The organism is Sphingomonas sp., assembly GCF_035490575.1.
In the GTDB taxonomy this organism is placed as follows: domain Bacteria; phylum Pseudomonadota; class Alphaproteobacteria; order Sphingomonadales; family Sphingomonadaceae; genus Sphingomonas.
Window position 1 is genome coordinate 14394 of record NZ_DATJLI010000145.1, and the last position, 15859, is coordinate 30252.

Annotated in this window: 20 protein-coding genes and 1 tRNA gene; 13 read left to right on the plus strand and 8 right to left on the minus strand. The window is 66.5% G+C overall.

Features of this window, described 5'->3' with window-relative positions:
- Positions 1 to 133 precede the first annotated feature (133 nt).
- Positions 134 to 304: a Flp family type IVb pilin gene (locus tag VL973_RS10790; protein WP_325284024.1), complete on the minus strand. Its 171-nt coding sequence runs from the start codon at positions 302 to 304 to the stop codon at positions 134 to 136.
- 148 nt (positions 305 to 452) lie between these two features.
- Entirely contained in the window at positions 453 to 635 is a 183-nt protein-coding gene (locus VL973_RS10795) for a Flp family type IVb pilin (RefSeq protein ID WP_325284025.1), read from the minus strand.
- 82 nt (positions 636 to 717) lie between these two features.
- On the opposite strand from VL973_RS10795, the gene VL973_RS10800 reads away from it, so the two are divergent.
- Positions 718 to 1104, plus strand: coding sequence for a (deoxy)nucleoside triphosphate pyrophosphohydrolase (locus VL973_RS10800; RefSeq protein ID WP_414712236.1), 387 nt, complete (start codon positions 718 to 720; stop codon positions 1102 to 1104).
- Positions 1105 to 1148: 44 nt separating this feature from the next.
- Here the strand turns inward: VL973_RS10800 and VL973_RS10805 are convergent, their stop codons facing one another.
- A complete protein-coding gene (locus tag VL973_RS10805) occupies positions 1149 to 1469 on the minus strand; it encodes a PilZ domain-containing protein (protein WP_325284027.1) in 321 nt (106 codons plus the stop codon).
- A gap of 51 nt (positions 1470 to 1520) precedes the next feature.
- Complete coding sequence (locus tag VL973_RS10810) at positions 1521 to 2990, minus strand: FGGY family carbohydrate kinase (RefSeq protein WP_325284028.1); 1470 nt, start codon at positions 2988 to 2990, stop codon at positions 1521 to 1523.
- A 131-nt stretch (positions 2991 to 3121) separates the two neighbouring features.
- On the opposite strand from VL973_RS10810, the gene VL973_RS10815 reads away from it, so the two are divergent.
- A complete protein-coding gene (locus tag VL973_RS10815; RefSeq protein ID WP_325284060.1) occupies positions 3122 to 4282 on the plus strand; it encodes an AI-2E family transporter in 1161 nt (386 codons plus the stop codon).
- Positions 4283 to 4327: 45 nt separating this feature from the next.
- Positions 4328 to 4404: transfer RNA gene (locus VL973_RS10820), tRNA-Asp, on the plus strand.
- Positions 4405 to 4485: 81 nt separating this feature from the next.
- Here the strand turns inward: VL973_RS10820 and VL973_RS10825 are convergent.
- Genes VL973_RS10825 through VL973_RS10840 form a run of 4 tightly spaced genes read right to left on the minus strand, consistent with a single transcriptional unit; the run spans position 4486 to position 5927 of the window.
- Complete coding sequence (locus VL973_RS10825) at positions 4486 to 4695, minus strand: DUF2842 domain-containing protein (protein ID WP_325284029.1); 210 nt, start codon at positions 4693 to 4695, stop codon at positions 4486 to 4488.
- Positions 4692 to 5537: a 5-formyltetrahydrofolate cyclo-ligase gene (locus VL973_RS10830; RefSeq protein WP_325284030.1), complete on the minus strand. Its 846-nt coding sequence runs from the start codon at positions 5535 to 5537 to the stop codon at positions 4692 to 4694. Before VL973_RS10830 ends, VL973_RS10825 begins: the two co-directional genes overlap by 4 nt.
- The gene (locus VL973_RS10835; RefSeq protein ID WP_325284031.1) at positions 5437 to 5739 is read right to left on the minus strand and encodes a cell division protein ZapA; all 303 of its coding nucleotides are present in this window, start codon (positions 5737 to 5739) and stop codon (positions 5437 to 5439) included. The genes VL973_RS10830 and VL973_RS10835 overlap by 101 nt, the downstream gene beginning before the upstream one ends.
- Positions 5739 to 5927, minus strand: a complete 189-nt coding sequence (locus VL973_RS10840) for a hypothetical protein (RefSeq protein ID WP_325284032.1) — start codon at positions 5925 to 5927, stop codon at positions 5739 to 5741. The genes VL973_RS10835 and VL973_RS10840 overlap by 1 nt, the downstream gene beginning before the upstream one ends.
- A 143-nt stretch (positions 5928 to 6070) precedes the next feature.
- On the opposite strand from VL973_RS10840, the gene tkt reads away from it, so the two are divergent.
- The 10 genes from tkt to VL973_RS10890 all read left to right on the plus strand — a co-directional run bounded on the left by tkt (position 6071) and on the right by VL973_RS10890 (position 15761).
- Positions 6071 to 8056, plus strand: a complete 1986-nt coding sequence (gene tkt, locus VL973_RS10845) for a transketolase (RefSeq protein WP_325284033.1) — start codon at positions 6071 to 6073, stop codon at positions 8054 to 8056.
- A 4-nt stretch (positions 8057 to 8060) separates the two neighbouring features.
- Positions 8061 to 9065, plus strand: coding sequence for a type I glyceraldehyde-3-phosphate dehydrogenase (gap, locus tag VL973_RS10850; protein ID WP_325284034.1), 1005 nt, complete (start codon positions 8061 to 8063; stop codon positions 9063 to 9065).
- The gene (locus VL973_RS10855; protein WP_325284035.1) at positions 9065 to 9535 is read left to right on the plus strand and encodes an MOSC domain-containing protein; all 471 of its coding nucleotides are present in this window, start codon (positions 9065 to 9067) and stop codon (positions 9533 to 9535) included. The genes gap and VL973_RS10855 overlap by 1 nt, the downstream gene beginning before the upstream one ends.
- A 10-nt stretch (positions 9536 to 9545) precedes the next feature.
- Positions 9546 to 10736 carry a phosphoglycerate kinase gene (locus VL973_RS10860; protein WP_325284036.1) on the plus strand — a complete coding sequence of 397 codons (1191 nt, stop codon included), beginning with the start codon at positions 9546 to 9548 and terminating at the stop codon, positions 10734 to 10736.
- 87 nt (positions 10737 to 10823) lie between these two features.
- Positions 10824 to 11729, plus strand: coding sequence for a fructose bisphosphate aldolase (locus VL973_RS10865; RefSeq protein WP_325284037.1), 906 nt, complete (start codon positions 10824 to 10826; stop codon positions 11727 to 11729).
- Positions 11730 to 11857: 128 nt separating this feature from the next.
- On the plus strand, positions 11858 to 12544 hold the full coding sequence (gene thiE / locus VL973_RS10870; RefSeq protein WP_325284038.1) for a thiamine phosphate synthase: 687 nt from the start codon (positions 11858 to 11860) through the stop codon (positions 12542 to 12544).
- 72 nt (positions 12545 to 12616) lie between these two features.
- Positions 12617 to 13666, plus strand: a complete 1050-nt coding sequence (locus tag VL973_RS10875) for a L,D-transpeptidase family protein (protein WP_325284039.1) — start codon at positions 12617 to 12619, stop codon at positions 13664 to 13666.
- A 4-nt stretch (positions 13667 to 13670) separates the two neighbouring features.
- Positions 13671 to 14309 carry a M23 family metallopeptidase gene (locus tag VL973_RS10880; protein WP_325284040.1) on the plus strand — a complete coding sequence of 213 codons (639 nt, stop codon included), beginning with the start codon at positions 13671 to 13673 and terminating at the stop codon, positions 14307 to 14309.
- A 38-nt stretch (positions 14310 to 14347) separates the two neighbouring features.
- Positions 14348 to 14911 carry an elongation factor P gene (gene efp, locus VL973_RS10885; RefSeq protein WP_325284041.1) on the plus strand — a complete coding sequence of 188 codons (564 nt, stop codon included), beginning with the start codon at positions 14348 to 14350 and terminating at the stop codon, positions 14909 to 14911.
- Between the two features lie 49 nt (positions 14912 to 14960).
- A complete protein-coding gene (locus VL973_RS10890; protein ID WP_325284042.1) occupies positions 14961 to 15761 on the plus strand; it encodes an inositol monophosphatase family protein in 801 nt (266 codons plus the stop codon).
- Positions 15762 to 15859: the final 98 nt, after the last annotated feature.

Consider the following 15859-nt stretch of genomic DNA (forward strand, 5'->3'; position numbering starts at 1 on the left):
AAGTCAAATGAACCCCGCCGCCTGGGTGCTGCCGCTGCGACGGATCGCGCGGTTCGGGCGACGGATTGTGCCAGACATGAAAAGGGCGACGCACTGTCCACGCGCCGCCCCAACCATCCGTCAGTTCAGAAAATTATTCTGAAGTGTCGATGCTGTTCGAAACCGTCGTGAAGGTTTCGTTCAGGTTGGTGCCGATCGCGCCCATGGCGGTGATGGCGGCAACGGCGATCAGTGCGGCGATCAGGCCGTATTCGATCGCGGTCGCGCCCTTCTTGTCGGCAAAAATCTTGCGAATAGTCTGCATTCCGGTCTCCATCGGTTCAAAGCTTCAAACACCCGGCCGTTCGAAAATCGGTCGAACCAGCGTGCCCTGATTAGCGGCAGTCCGGTTAGGAAAAGGTTTAAGCCGACCCTGCCGGCCGACTTTTTGGCGGAACCTTTCGGACCGTCGATCACATCACCTCGTCGACGCGGAAATTGACCTTTTCCCACATCGCGATCGTCCCGTCCGCCACGCCCGTCACCCCGGCGATGATCGCCAGCACGATCAGCGCGACGATCAGGCCATATTCGACCGCGGTCGCGCCGCGACGGTCGGCGAATATCCGTTGCGCCAGTCCCGTCAGTCGCGCCATGATCGTCCTTTCCCTCCGCAATTCCGGTGCCGGTGCTTATATGAATGGGGTTAAGGAAGTGCGTGCGAACGCGCCGATCCTGATGGTCGCGGCGGCGGCGATGGTTGACGGCGACGGCCGCGTGCTGGTTCAGCGCCGCCCGGCGGGCAAGCCGATGGCGGGGCTGTGGGAATTTCCCGGCGGCAAGGTGGACGCGGGTGAAACCCCCGAAACGGCGCTGATCCGCGAGTTGCAGGAGGAACTGGGCGTCGATGTCGACCATGCCTGCCTCGCGCCCGCGGTGTTCGCCAGCGAACCGCTGGGCGACCGCCACCTGCTGCTGCTGCTTTTTGCGCTTCGCAAATGGCGCGGCGTGCCGATGGCGCATCATGCGGAGGCATTGAAATGGGTGCGCCCGGTCGAATTGCACCGGCTGGACATGCCGCCCGCCGATCGGCCCCTGATCGGCCTGATCGAAGCGCTGCTGTAGGTTTGGTGCCGCCCCTGATCGGCAACGCCGGGACGGCGGGCAATCTATCTCGCCCGGTGCGCGGTGGCCAGGTGCTCCAGCACCGCGACATGCAGCGGCCGTTCGAACGCGACGCCGATCTCGCCCGCGCGCGCCCAGCGCACTTCGCATTTGATCGCGCGAATCTGATCGACGGTCAGGTAAACCGCCTGTCCGGGGTGAAAGCGCCGGAACGTGGCGATGCGTGCGCCGGTCGCGGAAATGTCGAGCAGTTCGATGCCGTGATTGCCCGAATAGGGTTCGGACAGCCGCCCCTCCGCCTGCAGCGTCAGGCGCAGATGCGCGCGCTGTTCGTGTCCCTCCATCGTCTCGGCGGCACTCGTCACGATCGCATCCCTTTCGGCGGCGCAAGCTAATCCGAAAGGGTTAAGCGGATATTATCGCGCGGACCCGGTGGCGGCGCGAACCGCGTCGCTCCAGCCATTCAGCCGCGCCGTTCGCGACTCTTCCGACAGGGCGGGCGTAAAGGTTTCGACCGCCCCGCGCATCGCCGCTGCCCCCGTCAGATCGGCGAACCAGCCTGCGCCCACCGCCGCCAGCATCGCCGCGCCCAGCGCCGTCGTCTCCGCCATGCGCGGCCGCTCGATCGGCAACGCCAGAATGTCGGCCAGATCCTGTGCCATCCAGTCATTGGCGACCATGCCGCCGTCGATCCTGAGGCGCGTCCAGTCGGTGCCATCGGCGGCGAACGCGGTTTTCAGGTCGTGGGTCTGATGCCCCATCGATTCAAGCGCGGCGCGAATGATGTGCGCGCGACCGGTGGCAAAGCTCAACCCGGTGATCGCCGCGCGTGCGTGCGGTTGCCACCACGGCGCGCCCATGCCCGCCAGCGCGGGGACGCAATACACGCCGCCATTGTCGGCGACGGAGGCGGCAATCGCCGCACTTTCGGCGACGTCGCCGATGATGCCGACCGCATCGCGCAGCCATTGCATCAAACTGCCCGCGACGAACACCGACCCTTCCAGCGCATAGGTGCGCCGCCCGCCGATCTGCCACCCCACCGTGGCCAGCAGGCGGTGGCGCGAGGCGGGCGGGGTGGTCCCGCAATTGGCGAGGATGAACGCGCCGGTGCCGAACGTCGCCTTGACCTCTCCGCGCGCCAGGCACGCCTGTCCGATCGTCGCCGCCTGCTGATCGCCCGCCAGCCCCCGAATGGGAATGTCGCCGCCGAACATGGCGGTCGATCCGGCATCGCCCACATTGTCGACGATGCGCGGCAATGCGGCGCGCGGCACGCCGAACAGGTCGACCAGCCCGTCGTCCCACTGTCCGCTCCCCAGCGCCATCAACAGCGTGCGCGACGCGTTGCTGGCATCGCTGACATGCGCGCCGCCGGTCAGCTTCCAGACCAGCCAGCTCTCGACCGTGCCGATCGCCAGATCGTCGCCCGCCTCGCGAAGCTGGGGCCAGTTGTCGAGCGCCCAGGCGATCTTGGTGCCGGAGAAATAGGGGTCGAGCAGCAGCCCGGTGCGCGCCTGCACGCTCGCTTCCTCGCCCCGGTCGCGAAGCGTGCGGCACAGGCCGGCGGTGCGGCGGTCCTGCCACACGATCGCCGGGGCCAGCGGCTCGCCGGTCCGTCGCGACCAGAACACCACGGTCTCACGCTGGTTGGCGATGCCGATCGCGGCGATCCGCTCATGGCCGCCTGCGCGCGCCACCACCGCGCGTCCGACCGCCAGGGTGCGCGTCCAGATCTGTGCGGCGTCATGTTCGACCCAGCCGGGGCGGGGATAATGCTGGTCGATGGCGGCGCTTTCGCTGTCGCGGCGATTGCCGTCGGCATCGAACAACATCGCGCGCGTCGATGTCGTGCCTTCATCGAGGACGAGGATCAGGTCGCTCATGCACGCGGGGTTTAGGGCAGGGTGCGGATCGCCGCCAGTCATGCCCCATTTCGCCCGACGCGGCGACGCGCTAGACAAGGGCCGTGAACGATCATCCGCTGTCCGACGACCGCCATCCCCCCCTGCCGCCCATGCCGCCGGTGCCCGACGATTCGGCTGAGGAACTGCGCCGCGACCGATTACTCGCGGCGCTCACCTTGATGGCGGGGGCGGGGCTGTTCCTGGCGCTGCCCTTCGCGCTTCAGGCGGGGTCGCCCTTCTTCCTGCCGCTGACCGCCGCGATCGTGATCGCGATCGCGCTGGTGCCGGCGCTGGAATGGCTGGAGCGGCGCGGGCTGCCGGCGCCGCTGGCGGCCTTTACCTGCGTCCTCGTGTTCCTGGCCGCGACCAATGCGGCGCTCGCGTCGATCGTCGTGCCGGCCTGGCAATGGGTGCGCCTGCTGCCCGAGCGGATCGAGTTGATCCAGTCGAACGTCAAACCGGTCATCGATTTCTACTCGAATGCCGAGCGGTTCGTGAACCGAACGATCGAAAATTTCGCCAGCGCGCCCGCGCGCGAAGCGCCGGCAACCGTCGCCGCGCCGCCGCCGACGGGGCTGCTCGATCTGGTCGGAACCTCGGCCCCGTCGGCGTTGATCGAGATGTTCTTCGCCATCCTCCTCATCTATTTCTTCCTGTCGGGCTGGACCCGGCTGCGGCGCGCGGCGATCACCAGCCGGACCAGCTTTGGCGGCGCGCTGGCCACCGCGCGCGTCATTCAGGACGTGGTCGACGACACCTCGGCCTATCTGGGCACGATTACCGCCATCAACGTAGCACTGGGGTTGAGCGTCGCGGGCGCGCTGTATCTGATCGACATGCCGACGCCGCTGATGTGGGGCGGGATCGTCGCACTATTGAATTATATTCCCTATTTCGGGCCGGTGATGGCGGCGGCGCTGCTGGCGCTGGGCGGGCTGATGACCTTTGACGAACTCTGGTGGGCGCTGCTGCCCGCCGTCATCATGACCGGCGCGCATCTGATCGAGGCGAATGCGATTACGCCGCTGGTCGTGGGTCACCGGCTGACGATCAGCCCGATCATGATCCTCGTCTCGCTGAGCTTTTGGGGCTGGGTATGGGGCACACCCGGCGCGCTGCTGGCGGTACCGTTGCTCATCATCGTCCAGACCGTAATGAGCGCCGCGGGCAAGCCCGATATTGCGGGCTTTCTGTTCGAACACGGCACCCTGACCAGTCGTCCGGTGCCCCGCCATCCGGCTTTTCAGGAAAAGGATGGCGAAGCGAGTTGACAGGGTCCGAGCCCCCGTCTAGAGGCCGCGTCCTCGCAACGATACGCGGGTGTAGCTCAGTTGGTTAGAGCGCCGGCCTGTCACGCCGGAGGTCGCGGGTTCGAGCCCCGTCACTCGCGCCATTATTGGCGAACATAACAAAACCCGGCCATCGGGCGATGGTTGGGTTTTGTTGTTTCTGGCTTCTTCGCCCTATCGTGCGGTCACGCGCGCCAGCGGCCCGTTTCCATCCAGCGCAGCAACGGTTTCAGCGGCGCGATCCAGATGATCCCCGTCAGCAGATAGACCAGTGCCTGCACCAGCGGATGCAGCCGCGCGATGCTGCCCGAAAAGCTTGTCACCAGCACCGCCCAGAACAGGATCAGGCCGACGATCAGCAACGCACCGGCGGGCTTGCGCCATGAAGGGGTCATTCGGATATCCTTTCGAACAGGCCGGTTTCAGTGACGACCGCATCCAGCGGCCGGTCCCACGGATCGACGGGCAGCGCCGCCACGCGCTGCATCGACCATGCGACGCCCAGCGTCCAGACATGCGGCAGCGCGGCCAGCGCGCGGTCATAATGGCCCGCCCCCTGGCCCAGCCGGTTTCCGCGCGCGTCAAATCCCACCAGCGGCACCAGCACGATGTCGGGCACCATGCGCGGCGATCCCGCCAGCGGCTGGCGCAGGCCATAGGCAGCGGTCTCGATCGGGTCGGCGGCGTCCCAGCGATGGAAAGCGATCGGCGTCGCCCGGTCGATCGTGCGCGGCAGTGCCAGCACGCATCCCGCCGCGCGCGCGGCATTGGCAAGGACAGCGGGATCAGCCTCCGAGCCGAGCGGGAGGTAACTGGCCACGCACAGCCCCCGCCTCAACCGATTAAGATAGAGCTGTGGCGGCGCGATAACGCGCGGTCCTGCCGCCACGAACGCATCGCGTTCGGCGCGAAGCCTGGCGCGCAATGCCCGCTTGTCGGGCGCGGAGGGCGGGGCGGGGTTCAAGGTGGCGGGACCGCCATGGCCGTTTGCTTGAATATCCTCTGACGCCCAAACGTCAGGTGGGAGCCGTTTACGTCGGACCAGGATCCGGGCAGGGACAGCCCCCTTGGATGTGTGTATCGCCTCAGGGATAATCGCTAAAGCTCGTACCGGGCAGTGCCCGCCAATCGCTAATCTAGGCGCTCGCCGGCTCTTCCTCAAGGGCCGATGCGATGGCTTCCAGGCGTTCGGCCAGGCGATCGAGCAACGGGGCGGGCACGCCGGTGCTGGGCGCATGTTCCATGTCGCTCAACTGATCGGCCAGCATCAGCGCGATATACAGCAATGTGCGCTCCGGTCCCAGTCCGCCCGACGCGCGATCCGCGGCGGAGCTCAGTGAATTCAGCCGGTCGGCCAGCGCGCGCAGATGCGGCTCTTCGCCCGCCCGGCACCCGACGGTATAGGGGCGGCCTGCCACCTCGAAACTGACCTGTGGCATCAGTCCTTGCCCTCCCGCGCGATCAGTTCGTCGAGCACGGCGACCGCCTCTTCCATGCGGGCGCGCAGCGCCGCGTGGCGGCGCGCCAGCGAATCGGCGGCAAAGGCGCGTGCGGTTGCGGCGCGTTCGATCCGCGCGACGGCGGATTCGATGCGGCGGATTGCGGGGTGCGGATCGTCAGCCTCCATGTCGAATCAATAGCATCGGCAGATTCGCGGGCAAGCGGCGATCACATCGTTGCACGCTCGCCCGGTTGACGCGGACGCCAGTGCGTCCCAAAGGCTCCACCCGAACGGCGTGGCCCGTCGGCTGGCGCCTGAACGGAGTGGCGATGCAGATTACCGACACCGATTGCGCGAACGCGATTCGCGCCCTTGCGATGGATGCGGTTGAAGCGGCCAATTCGGGACATCCGGGTATGCCGATGGGCATGGCCGATGTCGCGACGGTGCTGTGGCAGCGTTATCTGAAGTTCGACGCGGCCGACCCGCATTGGGCCGATCGTGACAGGTTCATCCTGTCGGCGGGCCATGGCTCGATGCTGATCTATGCGCTGTTGCACCTTACCGGCTTTGCGCGTCCGACGATCGAGGACATCAAGGCTTTCCGCCAGATCGGCAGCCCGTGCGCCGGCCACCCGGAAAATTTCGAGCTGCCCGGTATCGAGGCGACGACCGGCCCGCTGGGGCAGGGCCTGGCGATGGCGGTCGGCTTTGCCCTGGCCGAGCGGCACCTGAACGCTCAGTTCGGTGACGGGATCGTCGATCATCGCACCTGGGTGATCGCGGGTGACGGGTGCCTGATGGAAGGCGTCAATCACGAAGCGATCGGCTTGGCCGGGCACCTGAAGCTGGGCCGCCTGAAGGTGCTGTGGGACGATAACCGCATCACGATCGACGGCGCGGTGTCCAAATCGTCGAGCGAGGATATTCCCGCCCGCTACCGCGCGACCGGCTGGCATGTCGTCGAATGCGACGGGCATGACCATGCCGATATCGCCCGCGCGATGGACGAGGCGATTGCCAGCGACCTGCCCACGTTGATCCGTTGCCGCACGATCATCGGCAAGGGCGCGCCGACCAAGGCGGGCACGTCGGGCAGCCATGGCTCGCCGCTGGGCGCCACCGAAATCGCCGGTGCGCGCGAAGCGCTGGGCTGGACGCACGAGCCGTTCGTCGTGCCCGACGATATCCGCGAAGTGTGGCTGGCCGCCGGCAAGCGCGGCGGCGAGGCGCACGCGGCATGGAACGCGCGTCTCGCCTCGCATGGTGAGCGTGACGAGTTCGAGCGGCGGATGCGCGGCGAGCTGCCCGCGGGCGATCCCGCTGGCGAGCATATCGCCGCGCTGCTGGCCGACCCGAAAAAGGTGGCCACGCGCAAGGCGTCCGAAATGGCGCTCGACGTGCTGACGGCGGCGATTCCCGAAATGGTCGGCGGTTCGGCCGACCTGACGGGGTCTAACAATACCCGCACCAAGTCGACCGGCCCGCTGGACGCCGGGAATTACGGTGGCCGTTATATTTCCTACGGCATCCGCGAGTTCGGCATGGCGGCGGCGATGAACGGCATGGCGCTGCATGGCGGCGTCATCCCCTATGGCGGCACCTTCCTGGTCTTTTCCGACTATGCGCGCGGCGCGATCCGCCTGTCGGCGCTTCAGAATGCGCGCGTCATCTATGTGCTGACGCACGATTCGATCGGTCTGGGCGAAGATGGCCCGACGCATCAGCCGATCGAGCATCTGACCAGCCTGCGCCTGATCCCCAATCTCGATGTCTATCGGCCCTGCGACACAATCGAGACGGCGGAATGCTGGGCGCTGGCGCTGGCGCGGCAGGATGGCCCGTCGGTGCTGGCGCTCAGCCGCCAGAACCTGCCCCAGCTTCGCGACAGTGGTGGCATGAAGACGGCGCGTGGTGCCTATCGCCTGTTCGCGGCCGAGGCCGAGCGGCGCGTGATCCTGATCGCCACGGGATCGGAGGTTGAAATCGCGGCCAAGGCACGCGACCTGCTGGAAGCCGACGGGATCGGTGCCGATGTGGTGTCGATGCCGTGCTGGGAACGGTTCGAGCAGCAGCCCGCCGACTATCGCCATGACGTGCTGCCCGATGTGGATCCGTCGCAGATCCTGCGCGTGTCGGTCGAGGCGGGCACGACGCTGGGTTGGGAACGCTATACGATGGTGCACGGGATGCGGTTCGGCATCGACGGTTGGGGTGCATCGGGTCCGATCAACCACGTCTATGCCAAGTTCGGGCTGACGCCCGAGAACATTACGCGCGCCGTCAAGGAACGGCTGCAAGCTGGGAAGGAATAAGCGCATGACCAAGGTTGCGATCAACGGCTTCGGGCGCATCGGCCGCCTGGTGGCGCGCGCCATTCTGGAGCGGCCCGATTGCGGGCTGGAACTGGTGACGATCAACGATCTGTCGGACGCCAAGTCGAATGCGTGGCTGTTCAGCCGCGATTCGGTGCATGGCCGTTATCCGGGCGACGTGTCGGCCGACGGCAACGACATCGTCATCGACGGCAAGCGCATCAAGGTGACGGCGGAGCGCGATCCCGCCAACCTGCCGCACGCTGAAAACGGCGTCGAACTGGTGCTGGAATGCACCGGCTTCTTCACCGACAAGGCGTCTTGCGAAAAGCACATCGCAGCAGGCGCGAAGAAGGTGCTGATCTCCGCGCCCGGCAAGAATGTCGACCTGACCGTCGTCTACGGCGTCAACCACGACAAGCTGACTGCCGAGCACAAGATCGTGTCCAACGCATCGTGCACCACCAACTGCCTGGCACCGGTGGCCAAGGTGCTGAACGACGCGATCGGCATCGAACGCGGCCTGATGACTACGGTCCATGCCTATACCAACGACCAGAAGATCCTCGACCAGATCCACCCCGACCTGCGCCGCGCGCGTGCGGCGGCGATGTCGATGATCCCGACCACGACCGGCGCTGCCCGCGCGGTGGGTGAAGTGCTGCCTGAACTGAAGGGCAAGCTGGACGGTTCGGCCGTGCGCGTGCCCGTGCCCGACGGCAGCCTGATCGACCTGACCTTCATGCCCGGCCGCGACACGACCAAGGAGGAGGTCAACGACCTGCTCCGCGCCGCTGCCGAAGGGCCAATGAAGGGCGTGCTGGAGTTCAGCGCCGATCCGCTGGTGTCGGCCGACATCGTGCACACGCCGTTCAGCTCGACCGTCGACAGCCTGGAAACGGCGGTGATCGACGGCAAGCTGGTCCGGGTGGTCAGCTGGTATGACAATGAATGGGGCTTCTCGAACCGCATGGTCGATACCGCGGCGGCGATGGCGAAGCTTATCTGATGACGACGGGCGTGACCGGCCGCCTGGGCGGCATCGCACGTCACGCCCGGCCGCGCGGCCCGATTGAGACGCTGGCCGAGGTTTCGGTCAGCGTCGAGAGCGGACTGGCGAGCGACTTCCGCGGCGCGGTCAAACCCGGCGGGCGCGGACGGCGACAGGTGTCGCTGATCGAGGCGGGGGACTGGGCCGCGGCGATGGCCGAAACGGGCCACAGCCTGCCATGGTGGCACCGCCGCGCGAACCTGCTGGTCGAGGGTCTCGATCTGCCGAAAACGCCCGGCACCCGGCTTCGCATCGGCCAGGTGGTGCTGGAAATCACGCAGGAATGCGATCCATGCAGCCGCATGGAGGAAGTGGCCGAAGGGCTGAAGGCCGCGCTGACGCCCGACTGGCGCGGCGGTGCGCTGGCGCGGGTGATCGCGGGCGGCGTGATTGCCGTTGGCGACACGATCGAAATCATCGAAGGGTAGGGAGCAGGACATGGCACGCAGCTTCAAGACGCTGGACGATATGGGCGACCTCACCGGCAAGCGCGTGCTGGTGCGCGAGGATCTGAACGTGCCGATGGCGGGCGGGAAGGTCAGCGACGACACGCGACTGCGCGCGGCGGTGCCGACCGTCAGCGAATTGTCCGACCGGGGCGCCATCGTCCTGATCCTCGCCCATTTCGGCCGTCCCAAGACACCGTCCCCCGAGCTTTCGACCGCGCAACTGACGCAACCGCTGTCCGACGTGTTGGGGCGCCCGGTTCGTTACATCGACTGGGAGGGCGACGCCGAAGCCGCCGCCACGCTGCAACCCGGCGATGTCGCGCTGCTGGAAAATACCCGCTTCTTCGGCGGCGAGGAAAAGAACGACCCCGCCACTGTCGCCCGTTTCGCCGCGCTGGGCGAGCTTTACGTCAACGACGCTTTTTCCGCCGCCCACCGCGCCCATGCCTCGACCGAGGGGCTGGCGCGCAAGCTGCCCGCCTTTGCCGGGCGGCAGATGGAGGCCGAACTGGACGCGTTGGACAAGGCGTTGGGCAATCCCGAACACCCCGTCGCGGCGGTGGTCGGCGGCGCGAAAGTGTCGACCAAGCTGGACGTGCTCAAGCATCTGGTCGCGCGCGTCGACCATCTGATTATCGGCGGCGGCATGGCGAACACCTTTCTGGCCGCGCGCGGCGTCGATGTGGGCAAGAGCCTGTGCGAGCATGATCTGGTGCCCGTGGCGGAAGAAATCTTTGACGCGGCGGAACGGGCCAACTGCACCATCCACCTGCCCTATGACGTGGTGGTGTCGAAGGAGTTCGCGCCCAATCCGCCCAGCCTTCGGACCGCGAACGTCCACGAAGTCGCCAGCGACGAGATGATTCTCGACATCGGCGCGGCGGCCACCGAAACGCTGGGCGACGTGCTGAAAACCTGTCGCACGCTGGTGTGGAACGGACCGCTCGGCGCGTTTGAAACGCCGCCGTTCGACACCGCGACGATGGCACTGGCGCGCACCGCAGCCGCGCTGACGCGCGAAGGGTCGCTGGTGTCGGTGGCGGGTGGGGGCGATACCGTCGCGGCGCTCAACCAGGCGGGTGTCGCGGGCGAAATGTCGTTCGTATCGACCGCGGGCGGCGCGTTCCTGGAATGGATGGAGGGCAAGGAACTGCCTGGCGTCGCCGCGCTGTCGCGCTGAAAACAGCGACGTTGCAGCGCGGCATCGTCGCGGCTATGCAGTCCCGCATACGTATGCAGGCGCGCTGGCGCCAAGGAGGCTGACGCGATGAATACTGCCGAAATGACTGCCCGGATCGCCGACGGCGAAGGCTTCATCGCCGCGCTCGACCAATCGGGCGGCTCCACGCCCAAGGCGCTGGCCGGCTATGGCATTAAAGAAGGCGCGTGGGATTCGGACGAGGCGATGTTCGATCTGATTCACGATATGCGCGCGCGCATCATTACCGCGCCCAGCTTTTCGGGCGAAAAGGTGCTGGGGGCGATCCTGTTCGAACGCACCATGGACGGGCAGGTCGACGGCAAGCCGACCCCACACGCGCTGATCGAACGCCGCGTCGTGCCCTTTATCAAGATCGACAAGGGGCTGGAGGCAGAGACAGACGGCGTTCAGTTGATGAAGCCGATGCCCGATCTGGACGCGCTGCTGGCGCGTGCTCGCGGGCTGGGCGTGTTCGGCACAAAGGAACGCTCGGTCGTCAATCTCGCCAATCCGGCGGGCATCGCCGCGATCGTGCGCCAACAGTTCGAAATCGCGGGGCAGGTGCTGGCCGCGGGTCTGGTGCCGATCATCGAGCCGGAAGTGAACATCAAAAGCGCTGAGCGCGCGGAGGCCGATCGGATGCTGCGCGAGGAACTGCTCAAGGCGCTGGACGCGATGCAGGGCGACGGCAGGGTGATGCTGAAATTGTCAATTCCCGCCGAAGCAGGCCTGTTCGAGGCGCTGGTCGATCATCCGCGCGTGCTGCGCGTCGTGGCGCTGTCGGGCGGCTTTGCCCGAACAGCGGCTTGTGCCGAACTGGCGAGGAATCGCGGCATGATCGCCAGCTTCAGCCGCGCGTTGCTGTCCGATCTGCGTCACCAGATGTCGGATGACGAATTCGACGCGGCGCTGGGTTCGGCGATCGATGAAATCCACGCGGCGTCCACGCGCAAGGTCGCGCTGGCGGCCTGACTGCCGCCGCATACCTCCCCGGCACGGGGAGGGGGACCGCGGCCGCAAGGCCGGGGTGGAGGGGTTCTCCGCTTGCGGTTGAGGGGCGATGGTTGCGGCCCGGCCGTGTCGGCATTACCGCGCGTGCCATGACCGATATGCACGACGATCCGCTTGGCCCGCTGGACCCCGATTTCGCCACGCAATTCCGGCGCGACGATCGTCGCCCGCCATGCCAGCTTTATCTGATTTCCCCGGCTGATGTCGGTGACGCCTTTCCCGAACGCCTCAAGCGTGCGCTGGGCGCGGGGCCGGTGGCAGCGTTCCAGTTCCGGGTGAAGGGCGTGGACCAGCACAAGGCGGCGGCGCTGGCCGAACCGTTGCAGCGCATCTGCGCCGACCATGAGGTGGCCTTCATCGTCAATGATTCGGTCAGTCTCGCCAAACGGCTGGGAGCTGATGGCGTGCATCTGGGCCAGGATGATGGCGATCCGCGTGAAGCGCGTGCGGCGCTCGGCCCATCGGCGCAGATCGGCGTCACCTGTCACGACAGCCGCCATCTGGCGATGAACGCGGGTGAGGCGGGGGCCGATTATGTCGCCTTCGGTGCATTCTATCCCACCACGACCAAGCCGGTGCATCACCGGCCGGAGCCGGTCATCCTGTCCTGGTGGTCGACGCTGTTCGAGGTGCCCTGCGTCGCGATCGGGGGGATCACGCCCGAGAACGCTCAGCCCCTGATCGCGGCGGGGGCCGATTTCCTTGCCGTGTCCAGCGCCGTCTGGGGCGGGGATGAGGAAGCGGCGATGCGAGCCTTTGCCAGCCGCCTCAAATAACGGCTTCGGAAACAATGCCCTGCCTTGCTCGTTCGGGTCGAAACGAAAGGCAATGAAATGGGGCAAAGCGACATGCGGAACAGGGCGTTGTTGGGAGCGGTTGGCCTTGCGGCGGTAACGGCAACCGCACTGGCGTTCGCCGACGCGCCACGCGCGACCGCTCAGGAAGCAACGCCCGCGCAAGCGCCAGCCGCCAGCCCGGCAACGGTCGTTGATCGCGACGTGCTGCACGCACAGGTCATTCTGGCCAAGCTCGGTTTTTCATCGGGTTTGCTGGACGCCAAGGACAGTCCGGCGTTCAAGACGGCGCTGCGAGGATTTCAGGAAAGTCGCGGGCTGGGCGTGACCGGGCGGCTCGACCGTCCGACGCTGGCCGCGCTGTCGCGGCATCGCGGTTGGCGGCCCACCAAGACGGTCGAACTCGCGCCGCAGATGCTGGCCGGTCCGTTCCTGAACCCCATGCCCGAAGATTATGCCGACCTGTCCAGGCTGGAGGGCGTTCCCTATCGCTCGCCATTGGAAAAGCTGGCGGAAATGTTCCACACATCGCCGCAGATGCTGGTCGACCTGAACGGTCGCGACACGCCGCTGCGCGCGGGCCAGACGATCGTCGTGCCCAACGCGCTGCCGACCTCGCGGGATTATTCGATTGACGATGCCACATGGAAGCGGACGGTCGCTTATCTGAACGTCGACGCCAGCCAGCCGGAGGCCGATCATATCGTTGTCGACGAGAGTGAAGGCGTGCTCAAGGTGCTGGATGCCGATGACAAGCTGATCGCCCAGTTCCCGGCCACCATGGGGTCGTCGCAATTCCCGCTGCCGATCGGCGAATGGACGATCAAGGGCAACGCCTATAACCCCGACTGGCGCTTCGACCCCGATCTGATCGCCGGCAGCGCGCCCGATGCCGAGGAAACCGTGGTGCCGCCGGGGCCGAACAATCCGGTCGGCGTAGTGTGGATGGACTTGTCCAAGGAGCATTACGGGATCCACGGCACGCCGGAGCCGCAGAATATCGGCAGGACCGAAAGCAATGGCTGTATCCGCCTGACCAACTGGGATGCCGCGCGGCTGTCGATGATGGTCAAGCCGGGGACCAAGGCCGTGTTCCAGCGATAACGCGATGACGCGGCTTGGCTGGGCGATTCTGGCGCTGATCGTCATAGCGGGCGGCCTGTTCGCCACCATGCTGCGCTTCGGTGGGCCGGAGGTGCCGGTGACCGCTGCCGTTCCCGCGCCTGAGCTATCGCCTCGCGCCGCCGTGGCGCCGCCGCCACCGGGTCGGGTTGCGTGGGGCAAGGGTCTGCTGGCCGTGCCGGTCGCGGGCGTCAGCCGTGCTGAAATCGTCGCCAATTGGGGGGATCCGCGCGGCGGCGGCGCGCGGCTGCACCGGGGCAACGACATCATGGCGCCGGGCGGCACGCCGGTGGTCGCAGCCGCGGATGGCGTGGTTGAAAAACGGTACTGGAGCGAGGGCGGGGGCGGCAACACACTGTATGTCCGCTCGCCCGACCGGCGCTGGAGCTATTATTACGCGCACCTGTCCGCCTATGCACCCGGCATCGTGGAAGGGGTCCAGGTTCGCGAGGGACAGGTGATCGGTGCGGTCGGCGACACCGGCAATGCCGGGCCGGGCAACACCCACCTGCATTTCGGCATGAGCGTCATGGCGCCGGGCGACCGCTGGTGGCAGGGGCGCGCCGTCGACCCGACCCCGCTGCTCGCCGGTCGGTCTCTTGCCGATTCGGACGACCGCCGCTAAGGCCGCTGCCCACCAGCTCTTTCCAACAGGTAAGTCCCATGAAGATCAGCGGCGTGGACATCCGTCCCGGCAACATCATCGAGTATGAAGGCGGCATCTGGCGTGCGGTCAAGATTCAGCATACCCAGCCCGGCAAGGGCGGCGCCTATATGCAGGTCGAGATGAAGAACCTGATCGACGGGCGCAAGACCAATGTCCGCTTCCGGTCGGCGGAGACCGTTGAGCGCGTGCGGCTGGATACCAAGGACTTCCAGTTCCTGTTCGCAGAGGGTGATACGCTGACCTTCATGGACAAGGAAAATTACGAGCAGATCACGCTCGAAAAGGACGTGCTGGGCGACGCCGCCGAGTTCCTGCAGGACGGCATGGATGTCGTCATGGAATTGCACGACGAACGCCCGATCAGCGTCCAGTTGCCCGACACGGTCGAGGCAACCATCGTTGAGGCCGACGCCGTTGTGAAAGGGCAGACCGCCTCGTCCAGCTACAAGCCCGCGATCCTCGACAACGGCGTGCGCGTGATGGTGCCGCCGCACATCTCGTCGGGCACGCGCATCGTTGTCGATGTGTATGAGCGCGAATACGTCCGCCGCGCCGACTGAATGCTGACAACTCCTCCTCGTTCCGCCGGGGAGGGGGAGGAGTTTTGATATGACTGCCCAATCCGGCCTCATCACCGTCATGGAGCGCGCCGTCCGCAAGGCGGCGCCCCGCCTGCGCCGCGACTTCAACGAGGTCCAGCACCTGCAGGTTTCCAAAAAGGGTCCGGCCGACTTCGTGTCAATGGCCGACCAGCGGGCCGAGCGCACCTTGTATGACGAACTGCTCAAGGCGCGGCCCGACTGGGGCTTCGTCATGGAGGAAGGCGGCGTGATCGAGGGCGATCCCGACAAGCCGCGCTGGATCATCGATCCGCTCGACGGTACGACCAACTTCCTGCATGGTATTCCGCACTTCGCGATCTCGATCGCTGTCGATGATCCGCGCGCCGGCATCACCCACGGCCTGATCTATCAGCCGCTGACCGACGAGAGTTTTTGGGCCGAAAAGGGTCGCGGTGCGTGGCTGACGGGCCAGCGTCTGCGCGTATCGGCGCGGCGCGATTTGAGCGACGCATTGATCGCCACGGGGATTCCGTTTCTGGGGCATGGCAATTTCCCTGAATGGACGCGCATCTTTGGCGCGGTCGCGCCCGAAGTCGCCGGTATCCGGCGCCTGGGTGCGGCGGCGCTCGATCTTGCCTGGGTCGCGGCTGGGCGGTTCGACGGTTTCTGGGAAAGCGGCCTCAAGCCCTGGGACATCGCGGCGGGCATTCTGATCGTCAAGGAAGCGGGCGGTTTCGTCACCGATTTCCGGGGTGCCGACCAGGCGTTGGAAAAATGCGAGGTGCTGGCCGCCAACGACCTGCTGCATTCGAAACTGCACAAGCTGCTCGCGTCCTCGCTGCGCTGACCCTTGTCGCTGAATCGGCGCGCGAGCATGCGCCGATTCAGTTGCGATTCATTCTCACACGGCGCGCGCCTTGCCCCCTTCGGGTCATCGTCCTAGAA

Coding starts and splice junctions, on each gene's coding strand:
- VL973_RS10890 (WP_325284042.1), top strand. CDS start 14,961: ATGACTGCCCAATCCGGCCTCATCACCGTCATGGAGCGCGCCGTCCGC.
- VL973_RS10815 (WP_325284060.1), top strand. CDS start 3,122: ATGCCGCCGGTGCCCGACGATTCGGCTGAGGAACTGCGCCGCGACCGA.
- tkt (WP_325284033.1), top strand. CDS start 6,071: ATGCAGATTACCGACACCGATTGCGCGAACGCGATTCGCGCCCTTGCG.
- efp (WP_325284041.1), top strand. CDS start 14,348: ATGAAGATCAGCGGCGTGGACATCCGTCCCGGCAACATCATCGAGTAT.
- VL973_RS10835 (WP_325284031.1), bottom strand. CDS start 5,739: ATGCCACAGGTCAGTTTCGAGGTGGCAGGCCGCCCCTATACCGTCGGG.
- VL973_RS10880 (WP_325284040.1), top strand. CDS start 13,671: ATGACGCGGCTTGGCTGGGCGATTCTGGCGCTGATCGTCATAGCGGGC.
- gap (WP_325284034.1), top strand. CDS start 8,061: ATGACCAAGGTTGCGATCAACGGCTTCGGGCGCATCGGCCGCCTGGTG.
- VL973_RS10800 (WP_414712236.1), top strand. CDS start 718: ATGGTCGCGGCGGCGGCGATGGTTGACGGCGACGGCCGCGTGCTGGTT.
- VL973_RS10840 (WP_325284032.1), bottom strand. CDS start 5,927: ATGGAGGCTGACGATCCGCACCCCGCAATCCGCCGCATCGAATCCGCC.
- VL973_RS10830 (WP_325284030.1), bottom strand. CDS start 5,537: ATGCGCCCAGCACCGGCGTGCCCGCCCCGTTGCTCGATCGCCTGGCCG.
- VL973_RS10875 (WP_325284039.1), top strand. CDS start 12,617: ATGCGGAACAGGGCGTTGTTGGGAGCGGTTGGCCTTGCGGCGGTAACG.
- VL973_RS10810 (WP_325284028.1), bottom strand. CDS start 2,990: ATGAGCGACCTGATCCTCGTCCTCGATGAAGGCACGACATCGACGCGC.
- VL973_RS10825 (WP_325284029.1), bottom strand. CDS start 4,695: ATGACCCCTTCATGGCGCAAGCCCGCCGGTGCGTTGCTGATCGTCGGC.
- VL973_RS10865 (WP_325284037.1), top strand. CDS start 10,824: ATGAATACTGCCGAAATGACTGCCCGGATCGCCGACGGCGAAGGCTTC.
- VL973_RS10855 (WP_325284035.1), top strand. CDS start 9,065: ATGACGACGGGCGTGACCGGCCGCCTGGGCGGCATCGCACGTCACGCC.
- VL973_RS10860 (WP_325284036.1), top strand. CDS start 9,546: ATGGCACGCAGCTTCAAGACGCTGGACGATATGGGCGACCTCACCGGC.
- thiE (WP_325284038.1), top strand. CDS start 11,858: ATGACCGATATGCACGACGATCCGCTTGGCCCGCTGGACCCCGATTTC.
- VL973_RS10790 (WP_325284024.1), bottom strand. CDS start 304: ATGCAGACTATTCGCAAGATTTTTGCCGACAAGAAGGGCGCGACCGCG.
- VL973_RS10795 (WP_325284025.1), bottom strand. CDS start 635: ATGGCGCGACTGACGGGACTGGCGCAACGGATATTCGCCGACCGTCGC.